This window comes from Pseudotabrizicola sp. 4114 (assembly GCF_031457365.1).
GTDB lineage: Bacteria > Pseudomonadota > Alphaproteobacteria > Rhodobacterales > Rhodobacteraceae > Pseudotabrizicola.
On record NZ_JAVDWP010000003.1, the window covers coordinates 454,783 to 472,420 of the forward strand.

The 17,638-nt window shown below is 64.5% G+C and carries 22 protein-coding genes and 1 tRNA gene; 16 read left to right on the top strand and 7 right to left on the bottom strand.

Features of this window, described 5'->3' with window-relative positions; genetic code table 11:
• The first annotated feature begins 191 nt into the window (after positions 1–191).
• Complete coding sequence (locus J2X53_RS09660) at positions 192–1,928, top strand: NAD(P)H-hydrate epimerase (protein WP_349037269.1); 1,737 nt, start codon at positions 192–194, stop codon at positions 1,926–1,928.
• Positions 1,929–1,982: 54 nt separating this feature from the next.
• On the opposite strand, the gene J2X53_RS09665 is transcribed toward J2X53_RS09660, so the two are convergent.
• On the bottom strand, positions 1,983–2,483 hold the full coding sequence (locus J2X53_RS09665; RefSeq protein ID WP_349037270.1) for a Hint domain-containing protein: 501 nt from the start codon (positions 2,481–2,483) through the stop codon (positions 1,983–1,985).
• A 189-nt stretch (positions 2,484–2,672) separates the two neighbouring features.
• Here J2X53_RS09665 and J2X53_RS09670 point away from each other — a divergent pair.
• From J2X53_RS09670 to J2X53_RS09685, 4 genes are all read left to right on the top strand, one after another.
• Positions 2,673–2,757, top strand: a tRNA-Leu gene (locus tag J2X53_RS09670).
• 163 nt (positions 2,758–2,920) lie between these two features.
• Positions 2,921–4,255, top strand: a complete 1,335-nt coding sequence (gene tig / locus J2X53_RS09675) for a trigger factor (RefSeq protein ID WP_349037271.1) — start codon at positions 2,921–2,923, stop codon at positions 4,253–4,255.
• Positions 4,256–4,445: 190 nt separating this feature from the next.
• Entirely contained in the window at positions 4,446–4,823 is a 378-nt protein-coding gene (locus J2X53_RS09680; protein WP_349037272.1) for a hypothetical protein, read from the top strand.
• Positions 4,824–4,924: 101 nt separating this feature from the next.
• Positions 4,925–5,671, top strand: a complete 747-nt coding sequence (locus J2X53_RS09685; protein ID WP_349037273.1) for a hypothetical protein — start codon at positions 4,925–4,927, stop codon at positions 5,669–5,671.
• Between the two features lie 45 nt (positions 5,672–5,716).
• Here J2X53_RS09685 and J2X53_RS09690 read toward each other — a convergent pair whose 3' ends face one another.
• From J2X53_RS09690 to rpsF, 4 genes are all read right to left on the bottom strand, one after another.
• Positions 5,717–6,298: a CHAP domain-containing protein gene (locus J2X53_RS09690; protein WP_349037274.1), complete on the bottom strand. Its 582-nt coding sequence runs from the start codon at positions 6,296–6,298 to the stop codon at positions 5,717–5,719.
• Between the two features lie 294 nt (positions 6,299–6,592).
• Positions 6,593–7,162, bottom strand: a complete 570-nt coding sequence (rplI, locus tag J2X53_RS09695) for a 50S ribosomal protein L9 (protein WP_349037275.1) — start codon at positions 7,160–7,162, stop codon at positions 6,593–6,595.
• 13 nt (positions 7,163–7,175) lie between these two features.
• A complete protein-coding gene (rpsR, locus tag J2X53_RS09700; protein WP_100198517.1) occupies positions 7,176–7,403 on the bottom strand; it encodes a 30S ribosomal protein S18 in 228 nt (75 codons plus the stop codon).
• Positions 7,404–7,432: 29 nt separating this feature from the next.
• Positions 7,433–7,909: a 30S ribosomal protein S6 gene (gene rpsF / locus J2X53_RS09705; RefSeq protein ID WP_118150818.1), complete on the bottom strand. Its 477-nt coding sequence runs from the start codon at positions 7,907–7,909 to the stop codon at positions 7,433–7,435.
• 291 nt (positions 7,910–8,200) lie between these two features.
• Here rpsF and J2X53_RS09710 point away from each other — a divergent pair, with 291 nt between their 5' ends.
• Positions 8,201–8,776 (top strand): YceI family protein, encoded by a 576-nt coding sequence (locus tag J2X53_RS09710; RefSeq protein ID WP_349037276.1) that lies wholly within the window; start codon positions 8,201–8,203, stop codon positions 8,774–8,776.
• A gap of 71 nt (positions 8,777–8,847) precedes the next feature.
• Here J2X53_RS09710 and J2X53_RS09715 read toward each other — a convergent pair whose 3' ends face one another.
• Positions 8,848–10,038: a cytochrome b/b6 domain-containing protein gene (locus J2X53_RS09715; protein WP_349037277.1), complete on the bottom strand. Its 1,191-nt coding sequence runs from the start codon at positions 10,036–10,038 to the stop codon at positions 8,848–8,850.
• Between the two features lie 153 nt (positions 10,039–10,191).
• Here J2X53_RS09715 and fabD point away from each other — a divergent pair, with 153 nt between their 5' ends.
• The 4 genes from fabD to J2X53_RS09735 all read left to right on the top strand — a co-directional run bounded on the left by fabD (position 10,192) and on the right by J2X53_RS09735 (position 13,040).
• A complete protein-coding gene (gene fabD / locus J2X53_RS09720) occupies positions 10,192–11,121 on the top strand; it encodes an ACP S-malonyltransferase (RefSeq protein WP_349037278.1) in 930 nt (309 codons plus the stop codon).
• An 87-nt stretch (positions 11,122–11,208) separates the two neighbouring features.
• The gene (gene fabG / locus J2X53_RS09725) at positions 11,209–11,946 is read left to right on the top strand and encodes a 3-oxoacyl-[acyl-carrier-protein] reductase (RefSeq protein ID WP_349037279.1); all 738 of its coding nucleotides are present in this window, start codon (positions 11,209–11,211) and stop codon (positions 11,944–11,946) included.
• A 183-nt stretch (positions 11,947–12,129) separates the two neighbouring features.
• Positions 12,130–12,363: an acyl carrier protein gene (locus J2X53_RS09730; protein ID WP_013067402.1), complete on the top strand. Its 234-nt coding sequence runs from the start codon at positions 12,130–12,132 to the stop codon at positions 12,361–12,363.
• A gap of 224 nt (positions 12,364–12,587) precedes the next feature.
• Positions 12,588–13,040, top strand: a complete 453-nt coding sequence (locus J2X53_RS09735; protein WP_349037280.1) for a GNAT family N-acetyltransferase — start codon at positions 12,588–12,590, stop codon at positions 13,038–13,040.
• 108 nt (positions 13,041–13,148) lie between these two features.
• Here J2X53_RS09735 and ssb read toward each other — a convergent pair whose 3' ends face one another.
• Entirely contained in the window at positions 13,149–13,685 is a 537-nt protein-coding gene (gene ssb / locus J2X53_RS09740) for a single-stranded DNA-binding protein (RefSeq protein ID WP_349037281.1), read from the bottom strand.
• Between the two features lie 260 nt (positions 13,686–13,945).
• Here ssb and J2X53_RS09745 point away from each other — a divergent pair, with 260 nt between their 5' ends.
• The 6 genes from J2X53_RS09745 (at position 13,946) to J2X53_RS09770 (ending at position 17,481) form a co-directional block, all read left to right on the top strand.
• The gene (locus J2X53_RS09745; protein ID WP_349037282.1) at positions 13,946–14,557 is read left to right on the top strand and encodes a lytic transglycosylase domain-containing protein; all 612 of its coding nucleotides are present in this window, start codon (positions 13,946–13,948) and stop codon (positions 14,555–14,557) included.
• A gap of 140 nt (positions 14,558–14,697) precedes the next feature.
• A complete protein-coding gene (gene ccmA, locus J2X53_RS09750) occupies positions 14,698–15,318 on the top strand; it encodes a heme ABC exporter ATP-binding protein CcmA (RefSeq protein ID WP_349037283.1) in 621 nt (206 codons plus the stop codon).
• Positions 15,315–15,971, top strand: coding sequence for a heme exporter protein CcmB (gene ccmB, locus J2X53_RS09755; protein ID WP_349037284.1), 657 nt, complete (start codon positions 15,315–15,317; stop codon positions 15,969–15,971). The genes ccmA and ccmB overlap by 4 nt, the downstream gene beginning before the upstream one ends.
• A 70-nt stretch (positions 15,972–16,041) precedes the next feature.
• Positions 16,042–16,773, top strand: coding sequence for a heme ABC transporter permease (locus tag J2X53_RS09760; protein ID WP_349037285.1), 732 nt, complete (start codon positions 16,042–16,044; stop codon positions 16,771–16,773).
• Entirely contained in the window at positions 16,770–16,943 is a 174-nt protein-coding gene (gene ccmD / locus J2X53_RS09765; RefSeq protein ID WP_349037286.1) for a heme exporter protein CcmD, read from the top strand. Before J2X53_RS09760 ends, ccmD begins: the two co-directional genes overlap by 4 nt.
• The gene (locus J2X53_RS09770) at positions 16,936–17,481 is read left to right on the top strand and encodes a DsbE family thiol:disulfide interchange protein (RefSeq protein ID WP_349037287.1); all 546 of its coding nucleotides are present in this window, start codon (positions 16,936–16,938) and stop codon (positions 17,479–17,481) included. Before ccmD ends, J2X53_RS09770 begins: the two co-directional genes overlap by 8 nt.
• The last annotated feature ends 157 nt before the right edge of the window (positions 17,482–17,638 follow it).

Genomic DNA, 17,638 nt, shown 5'->3' on the forward strand with positions numbered 1-17,638 from the left:
CCTTGATTTTTATCTGTCTATTGCTGTCTGACCATTTCCTGCGGGCGGGGACAATTGACTAAGGTTTAAGCGATGGCAGGTCAGGCGGGAATTTGCGGGGTGTGATTAATAAATGTGCGTTGGGGTGAATTTGTGGGCGGTTTGAGAACGAATTGGGCGGCGGTGTGACGGATCTTCTCACATCTGCCCAAATGCGCGCCATTGAGGCCGCCGCGATTGCCAGCGGGTCGGTCACCGCGCTGGAGCTGATGGAGCGCGCGGGGCAGGGCGTGGTGGACGCGGTGTTTGAGGAATGGCCGGCGTTGCGCGGCGGCAACGGCGCAGATGAGTATTTGGGCCAAGATGAAAGCGCGAAGCGCAGGGCGGTGGTGCTGTGCGGGCCGGGGAACAATGGCGGCGACGGGTTTGTGGTGGCGCGGCTGCTGCGGGAACTGGGCTGGGTGGTTGAGGTGTTTCTGTATGGCGATGCGCAGCGGCTGCCGCCGGATGCGCGGGTGAATTATGAGCGCTGGTGCGGGATGGGGGAGGTGGGGGCGCTGGAGAGCGAGACCTTTCCACGGCTGCACTCTGTTCACGCCGATCTGGTAGTTGATGCCCTGTTCGGCACCGGGTTTACCCGGCCTCTGGACGGGGAGGCAGCAAAGGTGCTGGTGCATATAAGAACGGCGATCTGGCCCGGTGAGCGGTCATTTCGGTCGGCGGAACATCTGGTTGCGGTTGATGTGCCGACCGGGCTTTGTGCCGACAGTGGCAGGGTGATTGTCGCGGAGGCCGCAAAGCGCGCGCATTTCCGGGCTGATCTTACCGTGACCTTTCACCGCGCGAAGATCGGGCACTTTCTTGAGGACGGCCCCGAGCTGGTGGGCAAGTTGGTGGTGAAGGATATAGGGCTGTCGGGGGCGGGACCGTCGCGATACGGGGCTGGGGAGAAACCGGCTGCGGGCCGGGTGGATATTGTTGCGCCACGGCTTAAAATGCTGCGCAAGGCGGGCGGGCACAAGTTTGACCACGGTCACGCCTTTATCCTTTCTGGTCCTGCCGGGCATGGCGGGGCCGCCCGGTTGTCGGCGCGGGGGGCGCTCAGGATCGGGGCGGGGGTGGTGACGGTTGCGTGTCCGCCGGAGGCTGTGGCGGAGCATGCGGCGCGGCTGGATGCGGTGATGCTGCGGGAGGTGGCGGAGGGCGACGGGCTGGCGGCGGTGCTGGAGGACGGCCGGATCAACGCGCTGTGTCTGGGGCCGGGGCTGGGGCTTGATGCGCGTGCGGCGGGGGTGGTGGCGGTGGCGCTTGGCCTTTCCGCTGCGCGCCCCCCACCCCCAGCCCCTCCCCACGAGGGGGAGGGGAGGCGATTGGGGCAAGGTGTTGCGCTTGACGGTGATGTGCTTCCCCTCCCCCTCGTGGGGAGGGGTCAGGGGTGGGGGGCGCGTCGGGTGGTGCTGGATGCCGATGCACTGACGTTGATCGCGCGCGATGCGGCGCTGTTTGGCGCGCTGCATGCGGCTTGCGTCCTGACCCCGCATGCGGGGGAGTTTTCGCGGCTTTTCCCCGATATTGCGGCGAAGCTGGCGGCACCTGCGACCACGGGGCCTGCCTATTCCAAGGTGGATGTCACACGGGAGGCGGCGGCGCGGGCTGGGTGTGTGGTGCTGTTCAAAGGGCCGGATACGGTGATTGCAGCGCCCGACGGGCGCTGTGCGGTCAATGCAGCGGTTTATGACCGTGCCGCGCCCTGGCTGGCGACAGCGGGCAGCGGCGATGTGTTGGCAGGGTTCATCTGCGGGCTGCTGGCGCGCGGCTTTGCGCCGTTTGACGCCGCCTGCACCGGGGCCTGGCTGCATGTGGAATGTGCGCGCAGTTTTGGCCCCGGGCTGATTGCAGAGGATCTGCCGGAGGAACTGCCAAAGGTGTTCCGCGCATTGGGGCTGTAGCGGGGCCAGACGAAAGGCCGCCCGGAGGCGGCCTTTTGTGGGATGCGGGGCCGGTCAGCCTGCTTCGCAGCCCAGTTCCAGACCGGCGGCAAAGATCACCTGCGGTTCGGCAAAGCGCAGGGTGACGATACGGGCCTCGGCCAGCGTTTCCGGGCGGATATAATCGCCATCGACCAGACGTTCGGCGGGCATCACGGCACGGATCAGACCGGCAAGCGCCTTGGCCCGCCAGTCGCGGATCAGCAGCGGCTGGCGCGGGGCGACGTGCAGATCGGCCTCGGGCCGGTCCTTGCCCAGCACGCCTTCGGATATGCGGATCACGCTGGCGTCTTGCACGATGGCAATGTCGACAGCGGTGACGGTGCGCGCGCCGGACCGGGTGATGACCGTGTCGCCGGGGGCGACGAATTCGACCGGGATCACGCCCGACAGGGTCAGGATCGGGGTGCCGGAAATGATGCCACACAGCGGCATGGTGGTGCCCGCTGCAACCGGGCCGGCGGTGGGGCCGTGTTTGAGATCAGCCAAGATCGTCTCCAGTGCCAACATTTTCATCTGCCTCATGTTTTTTTGATTGAGACTATGGCAGGAACGCGGCTGTGGCGAGGTTTTCCTTTGCGCGGGCGCGGCAAATCTGCGGCGGCGTGGCCTGAATGTCATTGGCATGCGTGGCGTTTTTGCTCTCGCCAGTCGCGGGGGGCTTTGCTAGAAGGGCGGCGCGCGGCGGGCTGGCCCGGCGCGGATGCGGGTGTGGCGAAATTGGCAGACGCACCAGATTTAGGTTCTGGCGCCGCAAGGCGTGGGGGTTCAAGTCCCTCCACCCGCACCAACACTGCCGATCCCCTGTCGCGATGCGCGGATTTTCCCTGAAATGCCCGGAATTCGGGCGTCGTCGTGGCTTTCCTGCTTGCATGCGCTCGTGCGGATTACTAAGGGAGGCGGGAAAGTTTGACTGCCGCCTGTTCTGGCGGCCCAACCGATATGGGGAAAATATGCAAGTCACCGAGACCCTGAACGAAGGGCTGAAGCGCGGCTACACCATCACCGTGACCGCTGCCGAACTGGAAGCCAAGGTTCAGGAAAAGCTGGTCGAGGCGCAGCCCGAGATCGAGATGAAGGGCTTTCGCAAGGGCAAGGTGCCGATGGCGATCCTGCGCAAGCAGTTCGGCCCGCGTCTTCTGGGCGATGCGATGCAGGATGCGATCGACGGCGCGATGAAGGGGCACTTTGACGCGACCGGCGACCGTCCGGCGCTGCAGCCCGAGGTCAAGATGCAGGGCGGCGAAAACTGGGCCGAAGGCAGCGATGTCGTGGTCGAGATGACCTATGACTGCCTGCCGCCGATCCCGGAGCTGGATGCGACCAAGATCACGCTGGAGCGTCTGATCGTGAAAGCCGATGATGCTTCGGTTGAAGAAGCGCTGAAGAACCTGGCCGCCACCGCGCAGTCGTTTGACGACCGCAAGAAGGGCGCGAAAGCCAAGGATGGCGACCAGATCACCATCGACTTCAAGGGCTCGGTTGACGGCGATTACTTTGAAGGCGGCACGGCCGAGGATTATCCGCTGGTGCTGGGCTCGAACTCGTTCATTCCGGGCTTTGAGGCGCAGCTGGTCGGAGCCAAGGTCGGCGACGAGCTGAAGGTTGATGTGACCTTCCCGGCCGAATACGGTGCGGCACATCTGGCGGGCAAAGCTGCGGTGTTCGAATGCACCGTGAAGGCTGTCAAAGAGCCGAAAGCGGCCGAGCTGGATGACGAGCTGGCCAAGAAGTACGGCGCAGAAGATCTGGCCGGTCTGAAAGGCCAGATCGCCGAACGTCTGGGCGTGGAATATCAGGGCGCGAGCAAAGCCATTCTGAAGCGCGCGCTGCTGGATCAGCTGGACGGTCTGGTGAAGTTCGATCTGCCGGCCGCGCTGGTCGAGGCCGAGGCGAACCAGATCGCGCATCAGCTGTGGCATGAAGAAAACCCGGACGTGCAGGGCCACAACCACGACGCCGTCGAGCCGACCGATGAGCACAAGTCGCTGGCCGAGCGCCGGGTGCGTCTGGGCCTCTTGCTGGCTGAAATCGGACGCAAGGCCGAGATCACCGTGTCGGATGCCGAAATGACCCAGGCCGTGCTGAACGCCGCCCGCCAGTATCCGGGGCAGGAGCGTCAGTTCTTTGAATTCGTGCAGAAGAACCCGCAGATGCAACAGCAACTGCGCGCGCCGCTGTTCGAGGACAAGGTTGTCGATCACATCGTGGCACAGGCCACTGTGACCGAGAAAGAGGTCAACAAGGACGATCTGCAAAAAGCGATCGACGCGCTGGACGAAATCTGAGCGCCTGCCTTTTACGATTTTTCTGCGAAAAATCAGGCCCGCACCTTTTGGTGCGGGCCTTTTTCACGTTGTGCGGGGGCGTGGACAGAAAAGGTTTGCCGTTTGGCAAAGGTGTGGCACCCTTTGCGGGTGATGCCCGGCATTTTTGGGCATGGCGATTGAATTTAATGCGACATGTTGGAGCGTGCAGATGAAGATTGGAACCACAGGGATTGCGCTTTTTGCCAGCCTGACCTTTTCCGCCGGTGCGGCCTTTGCCGCCTGTGACGGCAGCTTTGGCCGGGGTTGGGCCAGCGGCAAGGGCAACGGGGCATTTGAGATGCGGGCGGCAGACAAGGCCTGCGTGATGGGATTTACCGGATTCGGCAGCGGCGCAGAGCGGGTTCTGGCCACCGAGGTCAAGCTGACCACCGCGCCGAAATCGGGCACGTTGGGGGTGTCGGCCAAGGGGATGGTTTATACGCCCAAGCCCGGGTTCAAGGGCAAGGACAAGTTCTGCACCCGCAGCACGGCCAAGACGGTCAAGGGCCAGTCGCTTTCGGGCTGTGTCACGGTGACGGTGAAGTAACGGCATAACCCCCGCACCCGTCTTTTCCGATCCGGGTCAATGGCCTGTCGCGCGGTGACGTGGTAAGACGCCGCTCAGCCGATTTTTGAGGGGTCGTGACCATGCCGAATTTCCTGCCCGACCTGCCCGAAGCCCGCATCGTCGAGGCTGTGTCGCGCATGCCTGGCAATGAGCTGCGGTCGGGCAAGTTTGACTCGGCGGAGTCGTCTGCGGCTTTGGTCGCCAATGCCTTTGGCTGGTTTCTGGAGCGGCCTGCGGCGCTGCCGCCCTTGCCTGGCGTACCGGCAGGGGCGGTGGAGGCGGTGGATCTGGCGGTGGAGATGCGCTTTCCCTGGTCGGGCGGGCGGCACCCCTGGCTGGATGTGGGGATCGTGACCCATACCACGCTGGTCGGTGTGGCAGCGCGGCGCTACGAGCCGTTCCGCCCGGCCAAGCAGACCGGCTTTGCCGATGTCTATGACCGGCCGGTCTGGGGGCCGAACATGGCGCGTTATACTGCGCTGGCGCTGGAGCTGATTGCGGGCACGGCGGATTTCCGGGTGTTGGACGCGGCGCAGCTGGTCAAGCACGCCTATGGCATCCGCACGCGGGCGCAAAAGCGGGCGCTGGGGGCGGTGCTGGTCTACCTCTATGCCGAGCCGGAGCAGTGGGCGTCGGGCAAACCGGTGGACCGGGCGCTGCAGGCGCGGCACCGGGACGAGATTGCCCGGTTCGGAAAGACGGTGGCCGGGGATGATGTGGTGTTCGTGCCGCTCAGCTGGGGCGATCTCTTGTGGCACTGGGACCGGGTGCCGGCCCTGCGCGCGCATGTCGCGGCGCTGCGGGCACGGTTCGGCGATCTGGGCTGACCCGTTTGGGTCGGCTTTGGCTGACCCTGAGGGGTCAGCCTGCGGTCAGCTTTGCGCGTCGCTGGCGGCGCCGATCTTGCGCGGATAGACAAAGCCGTGCATCGGGCGGGCGCTGCCCATGACGCCGGGGGTGCCTTCGACCTGCACCCGCGACCAGTCGTTGTTTTCGGACACGTCGATCACCGGCATTTTCAGCGAGATCTTGCTGCGCTGCCAGTTGGCGTGGTCGATCAGCACCTTGCGCTCGGACACCACCTCGGACACCACGGCGACATGGCCCAGACGGCTGCTGGAATGCGGGGCAAAGACCATGACCGCGCCTTCTTCCGGGGCCTTGCCGCGGTAGTAGACGCCCTTGGCCGCGTTCCACCAGGTGCCCGCGTTGCCGCGCAGGTCAATGCCCGAGGCGGTGCGGGCAAAGGGCACGCACCAGACGCGGATGCCTTTGGCCTGTTTTTCCTTGGCCTCGGCGATGGCCTTGGCCTGCAGCACCGGGTTGAACGAAGAGGGGGCGTGCGCGCTCATCGAAGACTTGGTCAGGGTGTCGCCGCAGGCGGTCAGCAAGGCAAGGCTGGCACACAAAAGGGTAAGGCGGGCGACGCCGCGCAAGCGCTGTGACAAGATCAAGGTGTACCGTCCCCAGGTAATGTTTTCCCGACTTGTAAAGCATGTTTCAGAGAGTGAAAGACGCCGTGATACGGGGTGGCGGAAACTTGCCGGTTCCGTGATCGGGCGAATTTTTCGAGGGAACCCGGGGGTTTGGCGGCAATCCGGCTGGTGTCAGCGCGGGGGCTGACGGTGCGATTGAGTATTTTTGCCAAGATGAAAGGGCTGGCGCCGCGCCCTGCGGCTGTGGGGATGCGCAATGGAAAGGCCGCGCAGAGCGATCTGCGCGGCCTTTGGTCTGGCGGTGAGGCCAGATCAGTCTTCTTGTGCGGCGCCGCCCAGATCGTCGAACAGTTCGGCGATCTCGAAATCGGCTGCGGCTTCGGCTTCGGCGGCCAGATCCTGGATCGACTTGCCCGAGGCTTGCAGTTCGGCTTCTTCGGTCGAACGGGCCACGTTGATGTTGATGCGGACCGAGACTTCTGGGTGCAGAACAACCGTTACCGAATGGATGCCGAGGTCTTTGATCGGCTTGTCCAGCACGACCTGACCACGACCGACGGTGAAGCCGCCTTCGGTTGCCACGTCAGCAATGTCACGGGTGGTGACAGAGCCGTAGAGCGCGCCCGAATCAGACGCCGAGCGGATGATGATATAGGTCTGACCATCCAGCTTGGCCGCGACGGATTCGGCCTCTTTCTTGGTTTCCAGGTTCTGCGCTTCCAGCTGGGCCTTTTTGGCCTCGAAGGATTTGATGTTGCCATCATTGGCGCGCAGCGCCTTGCCCTGCGGCAGCAGGAAGTTGCGGGCATAGCCGTCCTTGACGTTGACGACTTCGCCCATCTGGCCAAGTTTGGCCACGCGTTGAAGAAGGATCACTTGCATGTCCGGGTGCTCCTTATTTCACAGCATAGGGCAGCAGGGCGAGGAAGCGGGCGCGCTTGATCGCGCGGGCCAGCTCACGCTGCTTGATGGCCGAAACGGCGGTGATGCGCGACGGCACGATCTTGCCGCGTTCCGAGATGTAGCGCTGCAGCAGACGGGTGTCTTTGTAGTCGATCGCCGGTGCATTGTCGCCCGAGAAGGGGCAAACCTTGCGGCGGCGGAAAAATGGTTTGTTCGCCATGGTTTATGGTCCTTTCCTGAGACTGATGATCAACGACGCGGGCCGCGGTCTGCACCGCGATCGCCACCGAAACCACCGCTGCGCTCACCGCCGCGATCGCCGCCGAAACCACCCCGGTCAGGACGGTCGCCGCCACCAAAGGCCGGACGTTCGCGGCGTTCGCCACGGTCGCCGTCACGGTCATCACGCTTTTGCATCTGCACCGACGGGCCTTCGCCGTGCGCATCGACCTTGATGGTCAGCACGCGCATCACGTCATCATGCAGGCGCATCAGACGTTCCATTTCCTGCACGGCGGCCGGAGGCGCATCCGATTTCAGAAAGGCGTAATGGCCCTTGCGGTTCTTGTTGATCTTGTAGGCCATCGTCTTGACGCCCCAGTATTCCGACTCGACGACTTTGCCGCCATTGTCAGAAAGAACTGCGGTGAAATGTTCGACAAGGCCTTCAGCCTGCGTGTTGGAAAGATCCTGACGCGCAATAAAGACATGCTCATACAAAGGCATGTATCGTCCTTTTCGTCTCGGGCGGCTTCAAAGACCAGCGGCATTTGGCCTTTCCGCGGCCGGGTCACGAGAGGCATCGCCATTAAGAGGGATGCGGAAAGGATGGGGCCTTATACAGATCGCTTTTGCGGATGCAAGCGCTGTGCGCGGTTTGGTGCGCCACACGCAGCTGTTATGTGCGTGGGCGCGCAGGTTTTGCGCGCGGGCGGCGAATTGTGCAGGTGCAGCGTCCGGGGCAGGGTCCGCTCCATATCGTGGGCCATGGTGGCCCGCCAGCCCGGAGAGATTTTCATGACCCGCTTTGCCCCTGTTGCCCTGATCGCAGCGCTTGCCGCCGCCCCCGCCTTTGCCGAAGCCGAGAAATACACGCTGGATGCAAGCCATGCCCAGATCGTGTTCAACTACAACCACCTTGGCTTTTCCACCGGCTACGGCATGTTTTCGGGCTTTGACGGCGAGATCATGTTTGATCAGGCCAACCCGGCCGACTCGTCGGTGACGGTGTCGTTTCCGGTTCGCTCGATGCTGACCGGCTGGGAAGCCCGGTTCGAGCATTTCATGTCGCCCGATTTCTTTGACGCCGCCGATGACGAGATGGTCACCTTTACCTCGACCGGCATCGAAGTGACCGGCGACACCACCGCGAAGATCACCGGCGATCTGACCCTGAACGACGTGACCAAGCCGGTGGTGCTGGATGCGGTGCTCAATCAGGTTGGCGATCACCCGATGGAGAACAAGCCTTGGGCCGGGTTCAGCGCCACCACCACGCTGCTGCGGTCGGAGTTCAATCTGGGTGCGTTTGCCCCGTTCATCAGCGATGAAGTGCAGGTCGAGATCTCGGTCGAGGCGATGAAGGCTGAATAAGCTTTCTACTCTGTAAACAGAAAAGGCCGCCGGAGCGATCCGGCGGCCTTTTTCTTTGGGTTGGTTCCTGATTATTGGCGGGTAGCGGTGAGCGCCACGTCAACAGTGACACCAAAGCCCACAGACGCCTCGTCGCTGTAGCTGGCCCCCATGCCGAAATCGCGGCGGTCGAGGGTGGTTTGCCCGGTCATCGTGGCGGTGTCGCCGGTGATGTTCAGGGCAAAGGGCAGGGTGACGGGCACGGTGGTGCCGCGCAGGGTCAGGGTGCCGGTGGCCTCATACCCCGTGGCGGCGGGCAGGATGTCGGCGGTGAAGATAGCCTGCGGATAGGTGGCGGTGTCGAAGAAATCGGCGGATTTGGCTTGGCTTGTGACCGAGCCGAGGGTCAGAGACCCGGTGTCGATGGTGACGGTGACGCTGCCATGGGTGCCATCGGTCGCGGCCTCGTCAAAGCGGATGTCGGCGGTCCAGGTGGCAAAGCTGCCGGTGACGGACTGGCCCATTTGTGTCACGCCAAAGCCAAGGGTGCCCTCTGTCACCAGCCAGTTGCCAGCGGCGGCGGGTTGCGCCGCGGTGATGGCCTGTGTCACCGGCTCGCCACGGGGCAGGGCGGCGACGCCGGCCCCGAGGCCGAACAGCGCCACAGCCGCGATCAGCGGCAGGGCAGAGCGCCGGGCGGGGATCGGGGTGGCTGGCGCGTTGATGCCTCGGGTCATCCGGCGCAGGGTGTCATCGCGGTCGATGACATGGTGTTTGAGCGCGCCCGCAATGTGCAGCAGGATCGAGGCGATCATCAGCTTGGTGAACACCCAATGCGCCGAGCCTGCGGCCTGCGCCACCGACTCCGATTGCGGCACGAACGGCAGGGTCTGGCCAAAGGGCCACCAGATCGGTGCAAAGCCGTTGACGGCGGCATGATGCACCCAGCCGGTCAGCGGCACCGCGACGAGGGAGATATAGAGCATCCAGTGGACCAGCCGGGCGAGCCACAGTTCCAGCTGCCGCTCGGGATGCAGAGGCGCGGGATGGGTTTCGAACAGCGTCCAGAGGATGCGGCCAAGGGCCACAAAGAACACGATGACGCCCAGCGTCTTGTGCAGCGAAAACACCTGCGCCTTGAGTGCGAGGGCCTCGGCCGTGTCGTAAGCCAGGCGGTTGGCGACGATCCCCAGCGGGATGGCGGTGAGGATCAGGGCGGCGGTGGTCCAGTGAAACAGCCGGGCGACCCTGCCGTAAGAGCGTTGCGAATTGCGGGTGGACATGGGGGAACTCCGGTCAGGGGTGTGGGCTTTGCATAGCCGTTATACGACCAAATGGCAGTATCCGTCGCTGCACAGACCCTGTGTAAACGCCGCTGTGATTGCACTGGCGGCTGTGGCGCGGTATCGAGAGACAGACATCAGACGGGAGGCACTATGGGCCGCGCATTCGTATTTCCGGGTCAGGGGGCCCAAACCATCGGCATGGGCAAGGCTCTGGCCGACGCTTATCCCGCCGCAAGAGCGGTGTTCGAAGAGGTGGATGAGGCGTTGGGAGAGGCGCTGTCAGCGCTGATCTGGGAGGGCGACATCGCCGAACTGACCCTGACACAGAATGCGCAACCGGCGCTGATGGCCACCTCGATCGCGGCGTTGCGCGCGATGGAGGCCGAAGGCTTTGGCATGGATCATGCCGATTTTGTGGCCGGGCATTCGTTGGGCGAATATTCGGCGCTGTGCGCGGCGGGGGCTTTGACGCTGTCAGACACCGCGCGGCTGCTGCGCATCCGGGGGGCCGCGATGCAAGAGGCGGTGCCGGTGGGCGTCGGCGCGATGGCGGCGATTCTGGGCCTCGATTTCGAGACGGTGGTGCATATCGCCGCCGAGGCGGCGGAAGATGAGGTTTGTCAGGCCGCCAATGACAATGATCCCGCGCAGGTGGTGATTTCGGGCCATAAGGCGGCGGTGGAACGCGCGATGGCGCTGGCCAAAGAGCGGGGTGCCAAACGCGCGCTGCCTCTGCCGGTGTCGGCTCCGTTCCATTGCGCACTGATGGCCCCGGCGGCGCATGTGATGACCGAGGCCTTTGCCGCCGTGGTGATCTCGAAACCCGTCTGCCCGGTGGTGGTCAATGTGCGGGCCGAGGCGGTGGAAGAGCCGGACCGGTTCCGCGATCTGTTGGTGGCGCAGGTCACCGGATCTGTGCGCTGGCGCGAGAGCATGTTGTGGATGGAGCGGGCCGGGGTGACCGAGTACTGGGAGATCGGCGCGGGCAAGGCGTTGTCGGGCATGATCAAGCGGATCGTGCCGGGAGCGGAGACGCGGGCGATTGGCCTGCCTGCCGATGTGCTGGCGCTGAAAGGCTAAGGGCGTGCCTCTGGCGGACCAAGGTGGGCTATCTGCCCACGGGGTCCGCCAGAGGATATTTTCAGACAGAGAATGAGGGGGGAGATCATGTTTGATCTGACCGGAAAGACGGCACTGGTAACGGGCGCTTCGGGCGGTATTGGGGCCGAGATTGCGCGGGTCCTGCACGGCGCAGGGGCCACGGTGGCGCTGTCGGGCACGCGGGTGGCACCGCTGGAGGCGCTGGCGGCGGAGCTGGGGGGGCGGGCGCATGTGCTGGCCTGCAACCTGTCGGATGCGGCCGAGGTCGAGGCGCTGGTGAAACGGGCCGCCGAGGCGATGGGATCGGTCGATGTGCTGGTCAACAATGCCGGCATCACTAAGGACGGCTTGATGATGCGGATGTCGGATGACGACTGGCAATCGGTGATTGATGTCAACCTGACCGCGACCTTCCGGCTGTGCCGCGCGGCGGTACGCGGCATGATGAAAGCGCGCTGGGGGCGGATTGTGAACATCAGTTCGGTCGTCGGCACCACCGGCAATGGCGGGCAGGCGAATTATGCCGCCTCCAAGGCCGGGATGGTGGGGCTGTCGAAATCGCTCGCGGCGGAAGTGGCCAGCCGGGGCATCACGGTGAACTGTGTCGCCCCCGGGTTCATCGAGACCGCGATGACCGAAAAGCTGAACGAGGCGCAGCGCGGTGCGATTCTGGGCTCGGTGCCCGCCGGGCGCATGGGCACGCCGCAGGAGATTGCGGCAGCGGTGCTGTATCTGGCCTCCGCCGAGGCCGGATATGTCACCGGTGCCACCTTGCATGTGAATGGCGGGATGGCCATGATATAGGCGCAGGAGCAAGGGCCGGACCACGGCTTTGTGAAAGCGTTTGCCTAAGCGTGCTGCCCTTGCTATAGGCGCGCTGGAAATCGCCGGTTTACTCCGGTGTCGTCGCCGTTGCGATGGAATCGCCCCGAGAGGGGCAAAGACAAGAGACGGGAAGCCCTCCCGCTGGATATAAGAGGAAGTGACATGAGCGACATCGCTGACCGCGTGAAGAAGATCGTCGTTGAGCATCTGGGCGTCGAAGAGGACAAGGTCACCGAGACCGCTTCCTTCATCGACGATCTGGGCGCGGACTCGCTCGACACTGTCGAACTGGTCATGGCGTTTGAGGAAGAGTTCGGGATCGAGATCCCCGATGACGCCGCCGAGACCATCCAGACCTTTGGCGATGCTGTGAAGTTCATCACCGAAGCGGCCTGATCTGCGGATTACGCTTTCTGGTTACGGAACGGGCACCCCTTTGCGGGTGCCTTTTTCGTTTCCGGGGGCGTGGTTGACGGGCCGGGCTTGGGGTTTTACCTTGGCCGGCATCGCAGAAGGAGAATTATGCGCAGAGGATCAGACGGGACCGCAGACAGCGGAGTCGTCCGGCACCCTTAGGGGCGCCGGTCCTAAGTGCATATTTTCGTTCTGTGGAGGTTTTCATGCAGAACCAGTCTATCATGATCCGGCCGTTTGAGGCGGCAACGGATGTTCGGGCCTTGTCAGGCCTCTGGCTTGACGCGTCGCTTGTGGCGCATGGCTTTCTGGGCGTGGGTTTGCTGCACGCGCAGCAACGGCTGATCGAAGAGACCTATCTGCCGATGGCAGAGACCTGGGTGGCGGAGGCGGGCACTGTGCCGGTGGGCTTTGTCAGCCTGCTCGACCGCTTTATCGGCGGCATCTTTGTGGCGCCTGACCAACAGGGGCGCGGCATCGGGCGTGCGCTGATCAGCCATGCGCTGGCGCGCAAGGGCGCGCTGACGCTGGAGGTCTACACCCGCAACACCCAGGCGACGCGGTTTTACGCGGGGCTGGGGTTCCGCGAGGTCTCGCGGCGGGAAGTCGATGACAACGGACTGCCGTTCGAGACCGCGCTGTTGGAGGTGACGGCCTGAGCCTGTGACCGGCCCGTGCGGGCCGGTCACCTTAGCCCCGGTGCGGGGCGGAATGAAAAAAGCCCCGGTTCTTGCGAACCGGGGCGTTTTGCTGTGCGGGAGGGCGGATCAGAACGGGATTTCGTCGTCGAGATCGGTGCGGCCTGCGGGGGCACGGTCGCCGCCGCGCGACCCGCCACCGGAGCTGCCGCCCATGCCACCGCCGCCCGAGGGCGCGCTGCCGTAGTCGTCATAGCCGCCGCGATCGTCGTAGCCGCCTTGCGACCCGCCGCCACCACCGCCGCCGCCTTCACCGCGGCCACCCAGCAGGGTCAGCTCGCCCCGGAACTGGCGCAGCACGATTTCGGTGGTGTAGCGGTCAGCCCCGGACTGGTCCTGCCATTTGCGCGTTTCCAGCTGCCCCTCGATATAGACGGTGGAGCCTTTGCGCAGGTATTGTTCCGCGATCTTGGCGAGGTTTTCGTTAAAGATCGCGACCGAATGCCATTCGGTCCGCTCCTTGCGCTCCCCCGTCTGTTTGTCGCGCCAGTTCTCGGACGTGGCGATGCGCAGGTTCACAACCTTGCCGCCATTGGCAAAACTGCGCACCTCGGGGTCGCGGCCCAGATTGCCGACGATGATGACCTTGTTGACCGATCCTGCCATGGAATCCCTCCGCTATGGGTCTGCGCGCCCCGCGTTGCTGCGGGGGCTTTCATCAACCGGAGTGTCCCCGGTCTTGGTTAAGGAAAAATCTATAACCGTCGGAGCGCGGCACTGCAATGCGGGGGCGGGGTGTTGGGCGGTGAAAGCGGCGGGCAAAAATTTGCGAAAACCCGGTGGCACGCCGCGCGGCCCATCTGGGGACTGGCATGGCGCGAAAAATTCCCTATAGTCGCCGGGTCTGACTCAACCGGAATGGTTTCATGAAGCTGAGTGCTGCGGTGTTTTGTGTTTCTCTGGCCGTTGCCCTGTCTGGCACGGTCTCAGCCCCTGCAGCAGCCGAAGGGCTGAACCTGTCGGGGTCGAGCAAAAACCGGGCTTCGCTGTTCAATTCGCAGAAAAAACTGCTGGATGGGCGGCTGTCCAAGCAATATTCGGCCTCGGTCCGGCTCACGCCCAAGGGCAAGGTGACGGCCCCGACCGATACCGCCGCACCGCGCTATGCCGGGCGCTACAAAGGCGAATATCTGGTGGTGGCGCGCACGATGGCCAACCGGCATGGCATTCCGGAAGACCTGTTCCTGCGGCTGGTGCAGCAGGAATCGGGCTGGAACCCCGGTGCAGTGTCGCACAAGGGTGCCACCGGGTTGGCGCAGCTGATGCCGGGCACGGCGCAAAAGCTCGGCGTGGATATCAACGATCCGCACCAGAACCTTGAGGGCGGGGCGCGCTATCTTCGGATGATGTATGACAAATTCGGCAGCTGGCGGCTGGCTTTGGCCGCCTATAACGCCGGGCCGGGTGCGGTGGAAAAACACAATGGCATTCCGCCGTACAACGAGACGGTGAATTACGTGAAGGCGATTCTGGGCTGAGGTTCAGGATTATCGTGGCGACATCCGGGGGCGGCGCAGGGATGCGCTGCCCTTTTGCGTGGCGGGGCAAGGGCATGCCATGGTGCCGCAGCCCTGTGCAGGGCCTTTCCGGCGGGCAAGGGCTGGGCTAGGGATGGGGCATGGAACTGGTGGTCGACAATCTGGCGGTGGCGCGTGGCGGTCTGACGGTGCTGGAGGGCGTGAGCTTTTCCCTCGCACCGGGGGCGGCGCTGATTTTGCGCGGGCCGAACGGGGTGGGCAAGACCACGCTGTTGCGCACGCTGGCCGGATTGCAGCCGGCGGTGGCGGGCACGGTCAGCGTGCCGCCGGAAAGCCTGACCTATGCCGCCCATGCCGATGGGCTGAAAGCCGTGCTGACGGTTGAGGAAAACCTGCAATTCTGGGCCGCGATCCACGGGGTTGGCGGCGTGGCACAGGCGATGGCGCAGATGAACCTGACCGATCTGCGCGCCCGCCGGGCGGCGAACCTGTCGGCGGGGCAAAAGCGGCGGCTGGGGCTGGCGCGGTTGCTGGTCACGGGTCGGCCGGTCTGGGTGCTGGACGAGCCGACCGTCTCGCTCGATGTGGCGTCGGTCGCCTTGTTCGCGGGCGTTGTGCGGGCGCATCTGGCGGCGGGCGGTATGGCGCTGATTGCCACGCATATTGATATGGGGCTGGCCGAGGCTGCGGTGCTGGATCTGGGACCGTACAAGGCCAAGGCCCCGGTTGCCCCCGGCGGCTTTGACGAGGCATTCACATGACCGCGCTGTTGATCCGCGATCTGCGGCTGGCGTTCCGGGCCGGGGGCGGCTTTGGTCTGGGGCTGGCGTTCTTCCTGCTGCTGGCGGTGCTGGTGCCACTGGGGGTCGGGCCCGAGGGCGCGACCCTGGCCAGAATCGCGCCGGGCATCCTGTGGGTCGGGGCGCTGCTGGCGTGCCTGTTGTCGCTTGACCGGATTTTCGCGCTGGATTTCGAGGATGGCTCGCTCGACCTTTTGGCCACCTCACCCATCCCGCTGGAGGGGGTGGTGGCGATCAAGGCCCTTGCGCATTGGCTGGTGACCGGGTTGCCGCTGACGCTTGCCGCCCCGGTGCTGGGGGTTTTGCTGAACCTGCCGGAGCCGGCGTATCTGTGGCTGGTGGCGAGCCTTGCCGTGGGCACCCCGGCGCTGTCGGTGATCGGGGCCTTTGGCGCGGCGCTGACGGTGGGGATCAAGCGGGGCGGCTTGCTCTTGTCTTTGCTGGTGTTGCCGCTGTATGTGCCGACGCTGATCTTTGGCGCAGAGGTGGTCAAGCGCGGGGCGACCGGGGCCGGGGTGTCGGTGCCGCTCTTGTTGCTGGCGGGGATCACGGCGGGGGCTGTGGCGCTGCTGCCCTTTGCGGCGGCTGCGGCACTCCGCGTCAATCTGCGCTGATGCCTGCCATGCCTGATGTTTGACATGATAGTGACTTGAGACGTTTTGTGAGAGAGGTTACGCCATCCCGATGTCGCTGTGGGAATACGCCAACCCGAAAAAGTTCATGCAGGTCTCGGCCCGCGTGCTGCCTGTGGTCATCGGGCTGGCTGCGGTCAGCCTGTGTGTGGGGCTGATCTGGGGGTTCTTTCTGACGCCGGATGATTTCCGGCAGGGATCAACGGTCAAGATCATCTTTATCCATGTGCCGACCGCGATGATGGCGATCAACGCCTGGGTGATGATGCTGGTGGCCAGTCTGATCTGGCTGGTGCGGCGTCACCATGTCTCTGCGCTTGCCGCGCGGGCGGCGGCGCCGGTGGGGCTGACCTTTACCGCAATTGCGCTGGTGACCGGGGCGCTGTGGGGCCAGCCGATGTGGGGCACCTGGTGGGCCTGGGATCCGCGGTTGACCGCGTTTCTGATTCTGGCGCTGTTCTACCTAGGCTATATCGCGCTGTGGCAGGCGGTCGATGACCCCGACACCGCCGCCGATCTGACGGCGGTGTTGTGCATGGTCGGGTCGGTCTTTGCCGTGCTGTCGCGTTATGCGGTGAAGTTCTGGAATCAGGGGCTGCATCAGGATTCGACGATCCTGAAGGTGGGTGAGGCCGATCCGATCGCGCCCGCCTATTATGTGCCGCTGGTGGTCTGCATCGTCGGCTTTGTGCTGCTGTTCGTGGCACTGGTGCTGCTGCGGACGCGCACCGAGATCCGCGCGCGGCGGTTGTCGGCGCTGTTGGCACGGGAGCGCTTGGCATGATGCCCGATCTGGGAAGGTACGCGGTGGCGGTGCTGTCGTCGTATGGCGCGACGCTGGCTTTGCTGGCGGGTCTGGTGGCGCTGACCCTGTGGCAGGGGCGGCGGGTCAAGCGGCAGCTGGCAGAGGTCGAGGCGCGGCAGGGCCAAAGTCAGGGGAAGCATGATGGCTAAATGGCTGATGGTGTTGCCGCCGGTGATTTTTGCCGGGCTGGCCGGGGCGTTTTATGTGGGGATGATGCAGAACAACCCCAATGACATGCCGACCGCGTTTCAGGACCGCGCGGCCCCTGTGGTGCCGGTGACCGGGCTTGCGGGCGTGCCGTTGTTAACCGATGCCGATTTCCGCACCGGGCAGGTGACGGTGGTGAATTTCTTTGCCACCTGGTGCCCGCCGTGCCGCGCGGAACATCCGGTGTTGATGGAGATGGCGGCCGATGGGGTGCGGGTGGCCGGGATCAACATCATGGATGATGATGCCAAGGCGATTGCCTATCTGGCCGAAGAGGGGAACCCGTTCTTTGGCGTGGCCACCGACCCGCAGGGCCGCAACCGGGTGGAGTGGGGTGTGACCGCGCCGCCGGAAACCTTTATCCTGCGCGGCGATGGCACGGTGGCGATGCGTTTCATCGGGCCGCTGATCGGCAGTGATTACGAGAATCGCTTCAAACCCGCGCTGGCCGCGGCACTGGCAGCGCAAACCCCGGGCTGAGGCCCGGCTACCACAAAAGAAGCAGGCCCAGCAGGGCGAACACCCCCAGCTCTGTCCAGGGGAGCGGGAGGCGTATGCGCGCCTGCGTTCGCGTTCGCGCTGGCGGTCGCGGGGCATGGGGCGGAAAGCGGCTGGACATGGCGGAGACCTTTCTGGA